We start from the raw sequence: 17,033 nt of genomic DNA on the forward strand, positions 1-17,033 counted from the left end.
AGTACGCCCTGAAAATGCTTGGATTGCTTAAAAAGTGTAATTTAACGATCTAATTTGTACGATAGGTGATTTTTAAATTGCAAAATCCAATTTTGTGCCGGTTTTACCAGATGTCACGGAGACTTTTGCAAGAGCCTCAAAGGAGACATGAAATGAATATGTTGCAGGAAACTTTAAATAGCATTAAACCATTGAGCATGGATTTGCAGGATAAGACTCAGAAGAGGCTGGACAATCTTACTAAACCGCCGGGAAGCCTCGGACGGTTAGAAGAGCTGGCAAGGCGCTATGTCACGATTACAGGAAACGAGTATCCAAAGATTAAAAAGAAGGTTATATATACATTTGCCGGTGACCATGGCGTGACTCAGGAGGGCGTCAGTGCCTACCCAAAGGAAGTGACTTACCAGATGGTCTTCAATTTCTTACGCGGCGGTGCAGGGATAAATGTGCTGGCAAGCCATGCAGGAGCTGAGGTAAGAGTGGTGGACATAGGTGTTGATTATATGTTTGAAGATGCAAAAGGGCTTATTAAAAAGAAGATCGGAATGGGGACACAGAATATGGCTTTAAGACCTGCTATGAGAATGGAAGAGTGTATCAGGTCACTAAAAACCGGGATAGAGCTTGCGTACGAGGCACACAAAGAGGGGGCAGATATAATAGGCACAGGAGACATGGGGATTGGAAATACCACACCAAGCAGTGCCATAACGGCAGTGCTCACAGGGAAACCTGTTGAACAGGTGACAGGACGCGGGACAGGTATTAACGATGATATGTTCAAGAATAAGATAAGGGTCATTGAACAGAGTATCGCTGTTAACAAACCTGATGCAAGGAATCCTCTGGATGTCCTGGCAAAGGTGGGCGGGTTTGAAATTGCAGGGATAGCGGGGCTTATTATAGGTGCAGCAGCCTGCAGAATACCTGTTGTCATAGACGGCTTTATCTCTTCAGCCGCAGCCCTTGTTGCTGTTTCGTTAAAGGAAGAGATATCACAATACCTTTTTGCCTCCCATCTGTCTGTTGAAAATGGTCATCAGGCGATACTGGAGAGGATAGGCATTGTTCCTCTGTTTGACCTTAATCTGAGGCTTGGTGAGGGTACAGGCGCATGTCTTGCCATCAGCCTGATCGAGGCCGGTGTAAAGATACTTACTGAGATGGCTACGTTTGGAGAGGCGGGAGTGAGCGGTGGCAAGAAGTAAGATGTAAGATGTAAGATGTAAGATGTAAGAAGGCTGAAGACTGAAGGTAGAAGGTAGAATTACAACAGACATTCCCTCCCCCTTGAGGGGGGAGGGTTAGGGTGGGGGTGAGCTATGGAGATTTTTGGGTGAACTCCCATGAACCGAGGGTTCACAAAGGGCCATGAAAATCAGCGGGACAGGAATGTCCCGCCTATCCTCATAGATATGGATAGGCGGGGTTTTCTAACCCCGCCGGAAGGTCAGGTTAAATGAGCGCAAGGGCATTAATGATACAGGGGACAGGCTCCGGGGTCGGCAAGAGCCTTATTGTTGCCGGGCTTTGCAGAATATTCCGGGACATGGGGATTAATGTCGCTCCCTTTAAGGCACAGAATATGGCACTGAATTCTTTTATAACCGGAGAAGGCGGTGAGATCGGACGTGCACAGGCATTTCAGGCAGAGGCCGCACGGGTAGAGCCTTCCGTGGATATGAACCCTGTCTTGCTCAAGGTATCAGGCGAGACAGAATGTCAGGTAATTATAAATGGCAAGGTTCATTCTAATATGAAGGCACGGGACTACTATGCATTTAAGAGAGACGCATGGGCGGCTGTCACTTATGCGTATGAAAGATTGGCAAAGAGACACGACCTGATTGTTATCGAGGGGGCAGGCAGTCCTGCTGAGATAAACCTGACTAATGATGAAATAGTCAATATGAGTGTTGCCCGATATTCGAATGCACCTGTGATCCTTGTTGGAGATATAGAAAAGGGCGGGGTGTTCGCCTCCTTTTATGGAACTATCGGGCTACTCAATGATGATGCTGATTATATCAAGGCATTTATTATCAATAAATTCAGGGGTGACTTCTCAATCCTTGAGCCTGGTCTGAAAATGATTTCAGAAAAAACCGGCAGACCTGTTATTGGCGTAATCCCTTATTCAGGAGACCTTGGGCTTCACGAAGAAGACGGGATACCTGTTGAGCGGATTAAACAGTTTAATTCGTCTGAAAGGCGTACCCCAATAAAGATTGTTGTTTTAAGATTAAGATATATCTCCAACTTCACAGACTTCGACCCCTTCCTCTATGAACCTGATGTTAATCTGGTCTATTCATTATGGGGAGGGGATATAGAGAATGCGGATATCATCATAATCCCCGGATCAAAGAACACTGTTGCGGACCTGTTATTCCTTCGTGAGAATGGGATAGAGGATAGTATAAGACGGGCAAAGGAAAAGGGGATTCCCATCATCGGAATCTGCGGCGGTTATCAGATGCTCGGCAAGAGGATACTTGATCCTTATGGCATGGAAAGTAAATATAATGAAATAAAAGGCATTGGATTCCTTGAAGTGGAAACGACACTTGAGAAGACAAAGGTGACATCTTTGGTAGAAGCAGAATTAGTCCATGATTTGAAATTGAAGGCATCTATGCCGGATTACCAGGATTATGTTGACTCAGAATTATTAAGAGGTTATGAGATACATCAGGGAAACACTACAGGGGATACCGGCGTCTTCAGGCTAAGAAGGCTCTCCGCAGGTGATACCGGACAGGTGGCGGATGGTTCAATAAATAGAAACTGTTGGGGGACTTATATCCACGGGATATTTGATAATGACCGGTTCAGGCTGGGCCTGATAAATTCAGTCAGGATAAGCAAGGGCTTAAACCCTGTAGAAGAGGTAATTGATTATTCAGGATTAAGGGAAGCTGCCCTTAATAACTGGGCAGGGATATTAAAGGAAAGTCTGGATATGAAATTTATAGAGCGGATGATTGATACCTGATTATGAATTGATATGGATAATACTTTCCCGCATATTTATTATTTACTCTCCATGCCATACTCATTGCTTATAACGGCATTTATGCTCGACTTATGTATCGGAGACCCCATAATCCTTATTCATCCTGTGAGGATTATGGGATGGATTATAGTAAGGATAGAGCATATCAGCAGGATTATCATTAATCATTTTCCTGCCAACCGCAGATTATCGGAGAGACTGGCCGGTGTCTTTCTCACCCTGTTTATGGTCTCTTTCACTTATGGTGTATTTTATACTATTAATCTGACACTCCTGAATTCCATCCTATCATCTTTTATCTCATACATCTTTCTTATTATCATAATCTATCTGATATCTGCCACCATTGCAGTAAAGGGTCTGATTGATTCGGCACGGCTTGTAATAGAGTCTGTCAGGGAAAAAGATATTGCAGGGGCAAGGATAAAGTTGAGTCATATCGTAGGCCGTGATACAGGGCAGCTTGATGAAAGAGGGATTATTAAGGCGGTGATTGAGACCCTTGCAGAGAACGCCTCTGACGGGATTATTGCACCTATGTTTTATTTTGCAATAGGGGGACTGCCTCTTGCAATGACATATAAGGCGATCAATACAATGGATTCTATGGTTGGATATAAGAATGACAGATACAGGGATTTCGGCTGGGCAGCGGCAAGGCTTGATGATGCAGCAAACTATATCCCTGCAAGGATTACCGGGGCGTTGATCCCTGCCTCATCTGCTATTGTCTGCCGGTCACTTCCTGCTTTCGTCAGTTCATTAAAGGTGATGCTCAGGGATGGCAGAAAACATCCGAGCCCGAACAGCGGGGTGCCTGAGGCAGCTATGGCAGGGGCATTGGGTTTAACTCTCGGAGGTCCCTCAATGTATGGCGGAAGGATGTTAGAGAAACCGTACCTTGGCGGCAGCCCGGATTTAAAGGGGTTAAAAGAATTGGACGGGTTATCTTATTTATATGCCTCAGAAAAGGCCGTCTCAATTGTAAGACTTACATCAATCATAGTGCTTAATCTCGCAGTACTGGTTATATATCTTAGAACATGAACGGACACGGCGGAAATATATACCGGCTTTCAGAAGAGCTGAAGATGGCTGAGAGAGACATTATAGACTTCAGTGCATCCATAAATCCCCTTGGGGTCTCCAAGAAGGTTAAGGCGGCACTGAGAGGGGGTATGAAATAGCTATGCAATTACCCTGACCCTGAGACAGTGAGGTTAAGGGAATATATAGGCAGGCATAACAACATCTCCCCTGAGATGGTGCTATGCGGGAACGGCAGTACAGAGCTGATTTATCTTATCGCAAGGGCATTGAGGCCGGAGAGGGTGTTGATACCTGCACCGTCATTCTCTGAATATGAGAGGGCATGCAGGATGAGTAATGAGTTAAGGGTTATGAGTTATGAGTTGGAGAGGAAGAATAACTTTGACATAAGACCGGATGACTTTATAAAGGCCATGTTTACTCCCCCTCCCCAGATTCTAATGACGGGAGTGGGGCAAGCGAAAATTCCCTCCCCCTTGACGGGGGAGGGTCAGGGTGGGGGTGGGCTATGGAGATTATTGGATAGAAACAACAAGGTACGGGTAATTGCTTTCTTATGCAACCCCAACAATCCAACCGGAAGACTCCTGAAAAGAGAAGAGGTTATGAAGATAGCAGAGGCAGCAAAACGTGCCGGCTGCTGCCTGATTGTTGATGAAGCATTTATTGATTTCTGTCCTGAGCATACAGTGATAAACGAGGTTCAGAATAATCCTTATCTCATTGTCCTGAGATCAATAACAAAATTCCATGCACTCCCCGGCCTGAGGATAGGCTATGGTGTATTTCCCAGGCACCTTATCGGGAAATTAAAAGAATATAAAGAACCCTGGAGTGTAAACAGCCTTGCAGAGCGGGCTGCAATAGCCGCACTAAAAGACAGGAAATACAGGGAAGAGACTTTCAGTGTCATCCGTAAAGAAAAACAATTTCTAATAAAGAGTTTTCAAAAGCTTGGGATAGAATTTTTAGACTCTGCCGCCAACTTCTATCTTTTAAAAATTTCAAACGCCGGTGATATATATCAGGCATTAAAGACAAGGGGCATCCTCGTCAGGGACTGTTCAAATTTTAAGGGACTTGACGGTACATACATAAGGGTAGCTGTAAAATCACATAAGGAGAATGTGAGATTAATAAAAGGACTGTCAGGGCTATTGAGCCTTGACAGTAATTATTTGTGAATCATATTTTCATAGTGGATGCGGGACAGGAATGTCCCGCCTATCCTTAATTTATTATTGGATAAGCGGGATCATCCAAAAATATTTCTGGATAGGCGGGGTTTTCTAACCCCGCTGATGAGGGTTAAGATATTTCAATGTGCAATGGAATAGTAATCTCAGGGATCAGCAGCAGTGCCGGTAAGACAACAATATCTATTGGTATTATGGCAGCGCTGAAAAACATGGGATTAAGGGTCCAGCCTTTTAAGGCAGGCCCTGATTTTATTGATCCGGGATTTCACACACTGGTCACGGATAGGCCCTCAAGGAATCTTGATTTGTGGATGTGCGGGGAAGACTATGTCCTTAAATGTTTTTCTGAAAATATCAGGGATGCTGATATGGCAATCGTAGAAGGTGTTATGGGACTTTTTGATGGCGGAGAGGTAAGTACAGCGGAGCTTGCAAAGGTACTCGGACTGCCGGTCTTATTAATAGTTAATGCAGGTGCTATGGCAGAAAGCATTGCCCCCATTGTAAGAGGGTTTGAATCCTTCGATAGTGGAGTCACTGTGGCAGGGGTTATTCTAAACAGGGTCGGCAGTGAAAGACACTTTGAAATCCTGAGGGAGGCAATAGATAAACACACGAATGTAAAGGTGCTGGGATTTTTGCCTGAGAAGGATGAGTTTGGAATCCCTGAGCGGCACCTCGGGCTTACTGTGGCAGAAGAAAGACCTGTTTCAGATAAAGAAATAAATAGTCTTTCAGAGGCTGTTTCGCAATATATAGATATTGAGGAGGTGATAAACATTGGCACAACACATTGCCCTTGCCTATGACAAGGCATTCTGCTTTTACTATGAGGATAATCTTGATCTCTTAAAAAAGGCCGGGGCCAGGATAACCACATTCAGTCCGCTTTCAGACAGCAGTATTCCTGAGGGTACGGATGTCATATATATTGGCGGGGGATACCCTGAACTTTATGCCGGTGCCCTCAGCAGTAATAAATTAATGCTGAATGCCATACATTCATGGAGTATGTCCGGAAGACCGCTCTATGCCGAATGCGGAGGGCTGATGTACCTCTCAAAAGGGACGTATGATTTAGACGGATGCTTTCACACAATGGCCCATGTATTCCCATTTGAGACAGCGATGAAGAAGAGATTGACCCTCGGATACAGAGAAGTCAGGCTGCTCACGGACTGTATCCTCGGAAAGGAGGGTGCTGTTCTGAGGGGGCATGAATTTCATTACTCAGAGATAAAAGACAGCACAAAGAGTACAGGGTGCCGTGATATTCAGGAGGTCTACTCTTTAAAGAACAGGAAGGGAGATAATATTTATAACGAAGGCTATAGTTTTAGGAACACGCTTGTAAGTTATGTTCATATACATTTCGGATCACATCCCGGGATTGCTGATGCATTTACCGGATTGATAATATCAAGGGGGGAATAATGGAATCAATATTACTGTTGGGACATGGGAGCAGGTTGACAGAGGCAAACAATACGCTAATCCAAATGGCACAGATGGTCAGAACAATGGGGGACATCCCGATTGTTGAGGCAGCCTTTATGCAGTTCGGCAGGCCTGATTTTTCAGATGGTGTCTCTGCCTGTGTCTCGAAAGGTGCCAGGAAAATAATCGTACTCCCTTATTTTCTATATAAGGGGAGGCACTATGAGGAAGATATACCTGCACTGATTGATGATGCACAGAAGAAACATAATGAAATTGAATTCTCAATTACCGAGCCTCTCGGTCTGCATGAGAATATCGCAAAGGTCGCCCTTGAAAGATTAAAGAAAGACATCAGAACTTTCAAAAGGCTCAGGCCCTGTGAGATTGAGGAAAAGAGTTTTGAGATTATTACAGATGAACTTGGAGAAACAAGATTCAGGGATATTGAACTGCCGGTTGTTAAGAGGGTGATACATACCACAGGAGATTTTGATTTTGTTAAGAATATGCAATTTCATCCCCGTGCCATTGAGGCAGGATTAAAGGCCATCAGGAATGGGATGAACATCCTCGTTGATGTACACATGGTTGAAACAGGGATTAACAAGCATCTCCTTGAAAAGTCCGGCGGCAGGGTTATCTGCAAGCTGTCAGACAGTGAGACAGGGGGGGATGAATCTCTTCGTACAGGGAAGACAAGGACTGAGATTGCAATGGAGATGGGGGCCGGTGAGAATGTTGGTATTGTGGTGGTTGGTAATGCACCTACAGCCCTGTACAGGGTAATGAACCTGATACAGGAAGGTGTGTTTAACCCTGAACTTGTCATTGGTGTTCCGGTAGGATTTGTCAGTGCAGTTGAGTCAAAGGAGGTGCTTTTGCACGTGAACTATCCATTTATTACATCATTGGGCAGAAAAGGCGGAAGTACTGTCGCAGCGGCTATTGTCAATGCCCTGCTGAAGATGACATAAGATTAAACGGGTAAAATCTTTTTGGAAAGGAGGATTAGATTATGGAAGGGATAATAACATTAGAGAAAGGTCTCCGCAGCATCCTGTATCCGGTACTGATTATCGCTTTTGTATCATTTGCAATGGTAGCCATAGTATACGGTATGGATTCTGTTGTACCGGGCGTGCATGATGCATTTCATGATTTCAGACATACAATCGGTATGCCCTGTCATTAGGGCACAAGAGGCCGGAAAGGAGGTATCAGGTGCATTCTGAATCTGTAGATTTGAGAAGGGGTATTATCACGGGTATACTTGCGGGCGGCACATGGGGCTGGGTCGCCCTGATTGTCAATGCCGTCAGCGGTGCCTTTCCTTATGAGGGGGGACTTCTGCATAATCTGATCACCTTTACATTGGGTGGTGCTGTATTGGGTGTGGTCGCAGGTGCGTTTCTGAATCTGCTGCAGGCATGGCTCCCCTTTAAAAATATTATTTCCAGTGCAGTATTTATTTCCAGTTCACTATGGGTAATATTACGGGTTGGCGGTACATTCCTTTCCTCTGCCTGTCCTGCCAGATACCATCTTGTAACAGCGCAGACTGTTCAGGGATTGATGCTGTCTGTCATGCTTGGTCTTATGCTGGGACTGTTCTGGAGGACCATTCGGAACCTAAAGGGAAACAGGGCATGAGGAAGGGATACATACAGGTTTATACCGGTAATGGAAAGGGTAAGACAACCGCAGCACTGGGTCTTGCATTAAGGGCTGCCGGTGCCGGACTCAGGGTCTTTTTCGCCCAGTTTGTAAAGAAGAAAAGGTGCAGTGAGCATAAGATACTTGAAAAGTTTGAGGGCTTGATTACAGTCAAACAATATGGCAATGGTCTTCTGCTGAAAAGAACTCCTGGTGAGTCTGATATTAAAGCTGCCGGAGAAGGATTGAGGGAAATCAGGGAGATTATACAATCAAATCGTTATGATGTCATAATCCTTGATGAGGCAAATATTGCGATACACTATAACCTCTTCACCACAGAAGATATGTTAGAACTTATGGCTGCTAAACCTTCCATGACCGAACTTGTCATTACAGGAAGGTATGCAGATGAAAGGGTTATTCAAAGGGCAGACCTTGTAACAGAGATGAGAGAACTTAAACATTACTTTGAAAAGGGTGTAAAGGCCAGAATTGGTATTGAATTCTAAGAGATTGAGGTATGGATATACAACTGGTGCCTGTGCTGCTGCAGCAGCAAAGGCAGCGGCCTTACTCTTATTAGGCAGAGATGAAAACAGGATACCTAATCAGGTGGATATCCCGTTTCCGGACGGGAGCAGGGTAAATTTCAGGATATGCAATGCAGTGGTCAGCAGAGAAGGCGCTTATCCTGTGGCACGTGCCTCTGTAATTAAAGATGCAGGGGATGACCCGGATGTCACGAACAGGGCAGAGATAGCCGCAGAGGTGATGATAAAGTATATGGAATACGGACAGGAGGACATAAACAGGGATAATCCAACTGCTATGGCCTGTGATCCTTTGACTATTATTATTAAAGGCGGTAAAGGTGTCGGGACAGTTACAAAACCGGGACTTGCTCTGCCGGTGGGAGAACCTGCCATAAATCCTGTTCCAAGGAGGATGATAAGAGAGGCAGTGACAGAGGCAATGGTTCAGAGTATGAAGAATACAAGACAGATAGCAGAGGTTACCATCTCAGTACCAAAAGGAGAGGTGCTTGCAAAAAAGACACTCAATCCGAGGTTGGGAATCATAGGAGGTATATCAATCCTTGGTACGACCGGTATTGAGAAACCCCTGTCTTCCGAGGCATGGACAGCAACCATCACTGCATCAATGGACATAGCAAAGGCAATGGGATGCAGAGAGGCAGCCCTTTCTTCAGGAAGGGTTTCAGAGAAGGCGCATATGGTTAAATATAATCTGCCGGAGGAATCGTATGTGATGATGGGCGATTATGTGGAATTTTCTCTCATTGAGGCAAAAAGACATGATTTCAGGAGAATCCACTTATGTGCCCAATGGGGAAAGATGCTCAAGATTGCGATGTGCACACCCCAGACCCATGTAAGAAACGGGGTATTTGATACAGACAAGGCCGTCAGGTTTTTAAGTAATATTGACTCATGTTCAGGATTGTTTAAGAAAACTCAGGATAGCACTGGGGATTATAATTTCAACACAGGACGGGAGATATTCGAACTTATGATGCAATCACCCTTTATCCATCATCAGTCAGTTTTTAAAGATGTCTGTCTTAAGGCAAAGGAGTATGCTGAATCTATTATAGGAAGAACCCCTCCTCTGACAATTAATCTTGTATCATACGAAGGAGATATTATTCAAACACTATGAATAAGGTCATTGTCATAGGAATAAGCAACTGTGTCACTGAACGTATTGAAAAGATAATTGAAGGGGCAGACGCTGTAGTTGCCACGCAGAGATTCACACGACAGTTTGGGTATTTATGGAAAGGTACAGGTAAAAAGATAGTCCCGATAGCGCCTGTTGAAGAGGCGCTGAGGTATTTGAAAGACAACATGGATAAAGAGAGGATAGTTGTTCTTGCCTCAGGAGACCCTTTGTTTTATGGTATCGGGAGGAGACTTATAGAGGAGTTTGATAAAGAACGTCTTGAATTTCTACCTTCTCCGTCTTACATGCAGATTGCCTTTGCGAAGGTCAAAGAGCCATGGGATGATGCAGTATTCCTGAGCCTGCATGGCAGGGATGTCAAAGATATTGCTGCGCTTATTGCACTACACAGAAAGGTATGCCTTTTTACGGATGCCAAAAACTCACCGTCCTATCTAGCAGGGCTTCTTATTGCAGAGGGTATCAGCCATTTTCGTGCTCATGTATGCGAGAACATGGATACGGAAGGAGAAAGGATAATCAGCGGGACACTCAATGATATAGCGGGAATGTCTTTTTCTCCTTTAAATGTGATGATATTAATTGCTGACTCACAGCCGCCTGTACTGAACAGAATCTTTGGAATCGAAGAATCAGGATTCAGCCACTCAAAAGGGTTGATAACAAAGGATGAGGTAAGGGCTGTGACATTGCATAAACTCTCTGTACCTGAGAAGGGCGTCATCTGGGATGTCGGTTCAGGGAGCGGATCTGTAAGCATCGAGGCCGCAAGACTGAACAGGGAGATTGTTGTTTATGCGATAGAAAGAGACCCTGAGCAGATAATCCATATCAATAAAAACCGTACGAAGTTCGGAGTTTTTAATATCAGGGTTATTCAGGGAGAGGCGCCTGATATGCTTTATGGCCTTCCTGACCCTGACAGGGTATTTATTGGCGGGAGCGGCGGGAGGCTGAAGGAGATTGTTGATTATGGGGTTATGAAACTGAAGCCCGCCGGTACTATTCTGATAAATGCTATAACCCTTAAAACATTGACTGATGGAGTAGCTTATCTTGAAGAGAATGGGTTACTGACAGATGTAACAGAGGTTGCTATCAATAAATGCAGTGGACAGGGTTCAATACTTAAGGCTCAGAACGCTATCTTTGTTATCAGGGGGAAAAAATGTTAGGCACGCTTTACGTTATTGGTGTAGGCCCCGGTGACCCGGAGCTATTAACTCTCAAGGCATTAAAGATTCTAAAAGAGGTTCCTGTCATATATGTTCCAAAAGGCAGGGAGGCAGGAAGCAGCACGGCCTTATCCATTGTAAGTAAGGTGGTCAGCATGGCTGACAAAAAGATTGTCGAGGCGTATTTTCCCATGAAAAAGAGGGTGGAGGATACCACTCCGGAACTTACTTCAAAATGGGAGGAGATAACACTGGATATACTGGGGAGGTTGAACGGAGGAACGGATGCAGCCTTTATTACCCTTGGTGACCCGTCAATCTACAGTACCTTCTTCTATCTCTACGACAGGATTATGGAGAAGGAGCCGGGCTTAAAGATTGTCATAATCCCCGGTGTATCGTCTGTCAATGCCTCTGCGGCCAGTGCCCGCATCTCTCTCGGCCTTGCTGACAAAAAGATTGCCATATTCCCGGCAACTTATGGAGATGACATTAAACAGACCCTGCGGGAGTTTGAGACTATAGTCCTGATGAAGGTCCACACGGTATTTGACAAGCTGTTAAAAGACCTGCACGAGATGGATATTGTTAATAAGGCGGTCTACATCTCAAAGGCAGGTATGGATGATGAAACGATTTTACACGATATACGGAAGGTAAGAAAAGAAGACCTGACCTATTTTTCAATGGTGATTATCAGACAATGAATAAAGTCTATTTTATTGGTGCAGGGCCCGGAGACCCTGAGTTAATTACCCTCAAAGGTAAGAGGCTTCTTGATGATGCACAGGTTGTCATTTACACAGGAAGCCTTATCCCATCAGGGCTTCTTCATGGGATAAACGCGGAGATATTTGATTCAGCAGGGATGATGCTTGATGAGATTATAACTACCATCAGGAGGTCTGTGGAAGAAGGTAAACGGGTTGTAAGACTTCATACCGGAGACCCCTCCATCTATAGCGCCATAAGAGAGCAGATGGAACATCTTGACAAATACGGTATTCCCTATGAGGTTGTCCCCGGAGTAAGTTCTGCAATGGCAGCGGCAGCAGCACTGAACATGGAACTTACCCTTCCTGAGGTCACACAGACTGTGATTATAACGAGACACGGGGGGAAGACGCCGGTGCCGGAGGAAGAGAGGATCCGTGACATGGCAAGACACAGGGGGACAATGCTTATATTTTTGAGTATAAGCTTGATTGATGAAATTGTTGCTGAACTCCTCTGCGCCTATCCTGAGGATACACCTGTTGCAGTTGTAGAGAAGGTTAGCTGGCCTGATGAAAGGATTATACGCGGGACTCTCACGGATATTTCACAAAAGGTTAAGGCCGCCGGTATTAAGAAGACAGCCATCATTGTTGCAGGTGAGGTGTTAAGGGATGAGAGGCTGAGGGCGTATTCAAAACTTTATGATAAGGATTTCAGTCATGGATATAGAAAAAGAGGTTAATCCTCCTGATCCTCAAATTGCAGGTTCGGAGATTGCGGTACTTTCCATTACTAATAACGGAAAAGAGATTGCATCAAAGATCCGGACATTTCTTCCTGATGCAGCAGCCTTTTCTTCACCAATGTCTGTTCGTGAATTTGTAAGTATTAATTGGAACAGGTACAGGGGGGTCATCTTTATTATGGCAACCGGGATTGTTGTCAGGGCCATTTCCCAATTTATAAAAGACAAAGATACAGACCCGGCAGTCCTGGTTATAGATGAGAAAGGCCGGTTTGTAATCAGCCTCCTGAGCGGCCACATCGGCGGCGCCAATGCGCTTGCAAAGAGGGTCGCAGGGTACCTTGGGGCAGAAGCGGTTATAACAACTGCATCTGATATATCAGGGCTTCCGGCCATAGATTTATGGGCAAAGGAGAATGACCTTTCAGCAGAAGACCGGCATGTCATGAGAAAGGTACAGGCAAAACTCATCAACAATGGTTCGCTGAAAGTATATACAGGGCAGGATGTAAGCATTAAGCTGCCGGAAGGTTTTTTATTGGTAAGTGATCCGGGGTCTGCTGATGTCCTGATTACTAACAGGATATGCCATGACCTCACAGGGACAGACACACTTATTCTTCGACCCAGGAACCTTATAGTAGGTATAGGCTGTAAGAAAGGCAGCAAGGCAGAAGAGATTGAAGATATGGTCAGGGGTACACTTGAGAAATATAATCTCTCATTTAAATCTATCAGAGGCATTGCAACCATAGAACAAAAAAAGGATGAAACTGGGCTTCTGGAATTTGCCGGAACGAACGGCATTCAGATAAGGTTCTTCAGCGCAGATGAACTTAATACAATAGAGGGGATAGCTGTATCTGAGGATGTGTTTAATGCTACAGGGGCAAATGCAGTTGCTGAACCCTCTGCCATGCTTGGGGCAGACGCCGGCACTTTATTGATCCCCAAACATAAAAGGGGAAATGTAACAGTGGCAGCAGCAGAGCTTGGATCAGGGGCTGAAGAATATACGGAACTCATTACACCGGAGATGGAGCATACTCAGCAGATTACAAGGAAAGGGAAGATAACCGTTGTCGGAACAGGCCCCGGAAATATCCTGCACATCACGCCTGCCGCACAGAAGGCCATAAGAGAATCTGATGTTGTTATTGGTTACAGAACATACATGGAACTTGTACGGGGACTTATCAAAGATAAAGAGGTCATCTTGTTTGGCATGACACAGGAGATAGACAGATGCAGAAAGGCGATAGAGCTTGCATCATCAGGCAGGAGCGTTGCACTGATAAGCGGGGGAGACCCTGGGATTTATGCTATGGCAGGGCTGGTGTTTGAAATGCTCAGGGCGCAGAATACAGCAACAGGTACTCATGATCCGCAGATTCAGGTAGAGATCATCCCGGGTATACCGGCCCTCAATGCAGTTGCGTCAAGGCTTGGTGCACCGCTCATGCACGATTTCTGCTCCATAAGTCTCAGCGACCTGCTTACACCCTGGGAGATTATAGAGAAGAGGCTTGAAGCAGCAGCCTCCTCGGATTTTGTGATGGTTCTCTATAACCCTAAAAGTAGAGGAAGGACAGAGCAGATAAAAAGGGCAAGGGATATTATCTTATTGTACAGACCCCCTAGCACACCGGTTGGTATAGTAAAGGCTGCCATGAGGGAGAATGAAAAAATAATCCTGACTGATCTGGGAGAGATGGCAAGTTATGAGCATGAGATTGACATGCAGACTACTGTAATTATCGGAAATAGCAACACCTTCATCTGGAAAGAATGGATGGTGACGCCGCGTGGATATAAGGTCTGAAATAGTTTTCCGGCATAGTTTTACAAATTAATTTTAACAAGGAGACATAGATGCCTGCACAGATTGAATCCGCAAGAAAAGGTATTGTTACTAAAGAGATGGAAGAGATTGCTAAGAGTGAAAACAAGCCCTCTGAATACATCAGGGAAATGATTGCTGAAGGAAAGATAGTTATACCCAATAACACCAATCGCAGGGCCAGGCTTGTCGGTATCGGGAAAGGTTTGAGAACCAAAGTTAACGCCTCTATCGGGACCTCTTCAGATATTATTGATGTAAGGGCGGAGGTTGAAAAGGCGGTTGCTGCGGAAGAGGCCGGGGCCGATACCCTGATGGAACTCTCTGTGGGTGGTGATCTGGATGCTATAAGGAAAGAGGTTTTAGCTGCAACACAATTGTCAGTAGGGAGCGTCCCCCTGTATCAGGCATTTACTGAGGCAATAAAGAGATACCATGACCCCAATAAATTAACAGAAGAACTTTTATTCGATGTCATTGAAAGACAGTGTGCGGACGGCATCTCTTTTATGGCCATCCATTGCGGGATCAACATGCTTACCATAGAAAGGCTCAAGAAACAGGGCTATCGCTATGGGGGAGTAGTCTCCAGGGGAGGTTCATATATGATCGGGTGGATGTTAAACAATAACAGGGAAAATCCGCTCTATGAAAGGTTTGACAGGGTTGTTGAGATATTGAAGAAATATGACTGTGTATTGAGTCTGGGCAATGGCCTTCGTGCAGGCGCTGTCCATGATAGTCTGGACAGGGCACAGGTTCAGGAGCTTCTCATCAACTGCGAACTTGCAGCAGCAGGGCAGGACATGGGATGCCAGATGATGTGTGAAGGCCCCGGACACCTCCCGCTAAATGATATTGAGACAAATGTCAGATTACAGAAGAGGATGAGTAATGATGCCCCGTTTTATGTCTTAGGGCCTTTACCAACAGACCTTGCCGCCGGTTATGACCATATCACTGCTGCAATTGGTGCGGCAGAGGCAACAAGATGGGGCGCTGATCTGATATGCTATGTTACCCCTGCCGAACATCTGGCACTGCCCAACAAGGAAGATGTTATTGCAGGGGTAAGGGCAGCCAGGATTGCAACACATATCGGGGACATGGTTAAAAATGACAAAATGAATATGGATAAGGAGATGGCAAAGGCAAGGCGGGATCTGAGGTGGGAAGACCAGCAGAGGCTCGGTTTCTTTGGTGAACAGGCAAGAGAGATACGTAACAGCCGTTATCCTGCAGAACCTGATACCTGCACAATGTGCGGAAGCCTGTGCGCCCTTGATAATGTGAACCAGTATTTTGAAGGAGATTTAAGGAAAAATGAGAAGGCTTAGAAAAAGGTGATAAAGGTTAGATGAGCGCAAGGGCATTAATGATACAGGGGACTTCATCTCATGTCGGTAAATCCGTACTTAGGGTCTGTCATAAAATAACCTATACATTTATGCATCTCATCTTCCGGCCATCTTTGTGTGCTCCTCAATCGCAACCCCTCAGCATAGATTCAACTACGCCTTCGGGTTTGCTCAATCGGTCGCACTCAAACCTGACCGAAATCTGAGCGCCTAAATGCACAAGTTATTTAATGACAGACCCTTACTGCGGCATTATGCCGGATATTCAAGGAGGACTGGATAAGTGTAGCCCCGTTTAAGTCACAGAATATGGCGCTGAATTCTTATGTAACTGAGGATGGGAGGGAGATGGCCCGGTCACAGGTGGTTCAGGCGGAGGCAGCAGGACTCAAGCAGGATATTCACATGAAGCCCATACTCCTAAGTCAGATAGTGATAAAGGGGGAATTATCTCAGGAAGTGTGGGTATGATGAAGAGATAATGAGGCATATCGAAAATGGGGGCAGGGTTATCGGTATCTGCGGGGGCTATCAGATGCTGGGAAATAGGATAGCTGGTTCTTACGGTGTTGAAGGCGGCGGCGAGGCCGAAGGACTCGGTTACCTTGACATTGACACTCTCTTTGAAAAAGTGAAGAATCTCTATCAGGTGACAGCCACTCCTTTAATTGGTCCCCAATTTCCTACCTTAGGGAGGGACATAAAGGGATATGAGATACATAACGGGAACACTTCCTTCGGAGATAAAGCATCGCCGCTCTTTCTGATCACCAGTAGAAACGGCTGGGATATTACTGTAAAATATGGAGCCATGGCTGAGGGAGGAAGGGTCTGGGGCACCTACAACCACTCTATATGCTGTTGCCTTCTAAATTTTAATCCTGCCATCTATTTCATCCTCAAGTGATTCCATAGCAATTGTTCCGCATCTGTAGGTCTTTTCCTGAGGGCTTTCCCTAATATTGTTATCCTTGTACCCATAGAATCACCCCCACCCTAACCCTCCCCCGTCAAGGGGGAGGGAACCTATATTGACCGCAACTACTTTGTTATTCCATAATTATGACGGATTTCTTATGCCTGCATAATATCATCACTACCTTATTTCAAGCCACCTCATGGTTGTTTTC

The 17,033-nt window shown here is 45.2% G+C and carries 18 protein-coding genes; all 18 read left to right on the forward strand.

The genetic code is table 11. The features are described 5' to 3' along the window. The first annotated feature begins 152 nt into the window (after nucleotides 1–152). Nucleotides 153–1,211: a nicotinate-nucleotide--dimethylbenzimidazole phosphoribosyltransferase gene (gene cobT, locus HZA08_03270; protein ID MBI5192448.1), complete on the forward strand. Its 1,059-nt coding sequence runs from the start codon at nucleotides 153–155 to the stop codon at nucleotides 1,209–1,211. A gap of 251 nt (nucleotides 1,212–1,462) precedes the next feature. Next, the gene (locus tag HZA08_03275) at nucleotides 1,463–2,998 is read left to right on the forward strand and encodes a cobyric acid synthase (protein MBI5192449.1); all 1,536 of its coding nucleotides are present in this window, start codon (nucleotides 1,463–1,465) and stop codon (nucleotides 2,996–2,998) included. Between the two features lie 12 nt (nucleotides 2,999–3,010). Continuing rightward, a complete protein-coding gene (gene cobD / locus HZA08_03280; protein MBI5192450.1) occupies nucleotides 3,011–4,066 on the forward strand; it encodes a cobalamin biosynthesis protein CobD in 1,056 nt (351 codons plus the stop codon). Continuing rightward, nucleotides 4,063–4,206, forward strand: a complete 144-nt coding sequence (locus tag HZA08_03285) for a hypothetical protein (GenBank protein ID MBI5192451.1) — start codon at nucleotides 4,063–4,065, stop codon at nucleotides 4,204–4,206. Before cobD ends, HZA08_03285 begins: the two co-directional genes overlap by 4 nt. Before the next feature lie 27 nt (nucleotides 4,207–4,233). Then, nucleotides 4,234–5,253, forward strand: a complete 1,020-nt coding sequence (locus HZA08_03290; GenBank protein ID MBI5192452.1) for a pyridoxal phosphate-dependent class II aminotransferase — start codon at nucleotides 4,234–4,236, stop codon at nucleotides 5,251–5,253. A gap of 137 nt (nucleotides 5,254–5,390) precedes the next feature. Further along, nucleotides 5,391–6,077, forward strand: a complete 687-nt coding sequence (locus HZA08_03295) for a cobyrinate a,c-diamide synthase (protein ID MBI5192453.1) — start codon at nucleotides 5,391–5,393, stop codon at nucleotides 6,075–6,077. Next, nucleotides 6,049–6,702, forward strand: a complete 654-nt coding sequence (locus tag HZA08_03300; protein MBI5192454.1) for a hypothetical protein — start codon at nucleotides 6,049–6,051, stop codon at nucleotides 6,700–6,702. Before HZA08_03295 ends, HZA08_03300 begins: the two co-directional genes overlap by 29 nt. After that, nucleotides 6,702–7,682: a precorrin-8X methylmutase gene (locus HZA08_03305; GenBank protein ID MBI5192455.1), complete on the forward strand. Its 981-nt coding sequence runs from the start codon at nucleotides 6,702–6,704 to the stop codon at nucleotides 7,680–7,682. The genes HZA08_03300 and HZA08_03305 overlap by 1 nt, the downstream gene beginning before the upstream one ends. A gap of 41 nt (nucleotides 7,683–7,723) precedes the next feature. Next, nucleotides 7,724–7,900: a CbtB-domain containing protein gene (locus tag HZA08_03310; GenBank protein ID MBI5192456.1), complete on the forward strand. Its 177-nt coding sequence runs from the start codon at nucleotides 7,724–7,726 to the stop codon at nucleotides 7,898–7,900. Nucleotides 7,901–7,929: 29 nt separating this feature from the next. Beyond that, nucleotides 7,930–8,358, forward strand: a complete 429-nt coding sequence (locus HZA08_03315; protein MBI5192457.1) for a hypothetical protein — start codon at nucleotides 7,930–7,932, stop codon at nucleotides 8,356–8,358. Beyond that, on the forward strand, nucleotides 8,355–8,873 hold the full coding sequence (cobO, locus tag HZA08_03320) for a cob(I)yrinic acid a,c-diamide adenosyltransferase (protein MBI5192458.1): 519 nt from the start codon (nucleotides 8,355–8,357) through the stop codon (nucleotides 8,871–8,873). The genes HZA08_03315 and cobO overlap by 4 nt, the downstream gene beginning before the upstream one ends. Next, a complete protein-coding gene (cbiD, locus tag HZA08_03325; GenBank protein ID MBI5192459.1) occupies nucleotides 8,857–10,044 on the forward strand; it encodes a cobalamin biosynthesis protein CbiD in 1,188 nt (395 codons plus the stop codon). Before cobO ends, cbiD begins: the two co-directional genes overlap by 17 nt. After that, a complete protein-coding gene (cbiE, locus tag HZA08_03330) occupies nucleotides 10,041–11,243 on the forward strand; it encodes a precorrin-6y C5,15-methyltransferase (decarboxylating) subunit CbiE (protein MBI5192460.1) in 1,203 nt (400 codons plus the stop codon). The genes cbiD and cbiE overlap by 4 nt, the downstream gene beginning before the upstream one ends. Beyond that, on the forward strand, nucleotides 11,237–11,950 hold the full coding sequence (cobI, locus tag HZA08_03335; protein ID MBI5192461.1) for a precorrin-2 C(20)-methyltransferase: 714 nt from the start codon (nucleotides 11,237–11,239) through the stop codon (nucleotides 11,948–11,950). Before cbiE ends, cobI begins: the two co-directional genes overlap by 7 nt. After that, nucleotides 11,947–12,702 carry a precorrin-4 C(11)-methyltransferase gene (gene cobM / locus HZA08_03340; protein MBI5192462.1) on the forward strand — a complete coding sequence of 252 codons (756 nt, stop codon included), beginning with the start codon at nucleotides 11,947–11,949 and terminating at the stop codon, nucleotides 12,700–12,702. Before cobI ends, cobM begins: the two co-directional genes overlap by 4 nt. Next, nucleotides 12,680–14,527 carry a precorrin-3B C(17)-methyltransferase gene (cobJ, locus tag HZA08_03345; protein MBI5192463.1) on the forward strand — a complete coding sequence of 616 codons (1,848 nt, stop codon included), beginning with the start codon at nucleotides 12,680–12,682 and terminating at the stop codon, nucleotides 14,525–14,527. The genes cobM and cobJ overlap by 23 nt, the downstream gene beginning before the upstream one ends. A gap of 50 nt (nucleotides 14,528–14,577) precedes the next feature. Further along, complete coding sequence (gene thiC, locus HZA08_03350) at nucleotides 14,578–15,882, forward strand: phosphomethylpyrimidine synthase ThiC (GenBank protein ID MBI5192464.1); 1,305 nt, start codon at nucleotides 14,578–14,580, stop codon at nucleotides 15,880–15,882. Nucleotides 15,883–16,384: 502 nt separating this feature from the next. Then, complete coding sequence (locus HZA08_03355) at nucleotides 16,385–16,810, forward strand: hypothetical protein (GenBank protein MBI5192465.1); 426 nt, start codon at nucleotides 16,385–16,387, stop codon at nucleotides 16,808–16,810. The last annotated feature ends 223 nt before the right edge of the window (nucleotides 16,811–17,033 follow it).

Source organism: Nitrospirota bacterium (assembly GCA_016212215.1).
Taxonomy (GTDB): Bacteria; Nitrospirota; 9FT-COMBO-42-15; order HDB-SIOI813; family HDB-SIOI813; genus JACRGV01.

What these genes read in the sequence shown, in the direction of transcription:
- cobT (MBI5192448.1), top strand. Translation starts at nt 153, where the DNA reads ATGAATATGTTGCAGGAAACTTTAAATAGCATTAAACCATTGAGCATG.
- HZA08_03275 (MBI5192449.1), top strand. Translation starts at nt 1,463, where the DNA reads ATGAGCGCAAGGGCATTAATGATACAGGGGACAGGCTCCGGGGTCGGC.
- cobD (MBI5192450.1), top strand. Translation starts at nt 3,011, where the DNA reads ATGGATAATACTTTCCCGCATATTTATTATTTACTCTCCATGCCATAC.
- HZA08_03285 (MBI5192451.1), top strand. Translation starts at nt 4,063, where the DNA reads ATGAACGGACACGGCGGAAATATATACCGGCTTTCAGAAGAGCTGAAG.
- HZA08_03295 (MBI5192453.1), top strand. Translation starts at nt 5,391, where the DNA reads ATGTGCAATGGAATAGTAATCTCAGGGATCAGCAGCAGTGCCGGTAAG.
- HZA08_03305 (MBI5192455.1), top strand. Translation starts at nt 6,702, where the DNA reads ATGGAATCAATATTACTGTTGGGACATGGGAGCAGGTTGACAGAGGCA.
- HZA08_03310 (MBI5192456.1), top strand. Translation starts at nt 7,724, where the DNA reads ATGGAAGGGATAATAACATTAGAGAAAGGTCTCCGCAGCATCCTGTAT.
- cobO (MBI5192458.1), top strand. Translation starts at nt 8,355, where the DNA reads ATGAGGAAGGGATACATACAGGTTTATACCGGTAATGGAAAGGGTAAG.
- cbiE (MBI5192460.1), top strand. Translation starts at nt 10,041, where the DNA reads ATGAATAAGGTCATTGTCATAGGAATAAGCAACTGTGTCACTGAACGT.
- cobI (MBI5192461.1), top strand. Translation starts at nt 11,237, where the DNA reads ATGTTAGGCACGCTTTACGTTATTGGTGTAGGCCCCGGTGACCCGGAG.
- cobM (MBI5192462.1), top strand. Translation starts at nt 11,947, where the DNA reads ATGAATAAAGTCTATTTTATTGGTGCAGGGCCCGGAGACCCTGAGTTA.
- cobJ (MBI5192463.1), top strand. Translation starts at nt 12,680, where the DNA reads ATGGATATAGAAAAAGAGGTTAATCCTCCTGATCCTCAAATTGCAGGT.
- thiC (MBI5192464.1), top strand. Translation starts at nt 14,578, where the DNA reads ATGCCTGCACAGATTGAATCCGCAAGAAAAGGTATTGTTACTAAAGAG.
- HZA08_03355 (MBI5192465.1), top strand. Translation starts at nt 16,385, where the DNA reads ATGAGGCATATCGAAAATGGGGGCAGGGTTATCGGTATCTGCGGGGGC.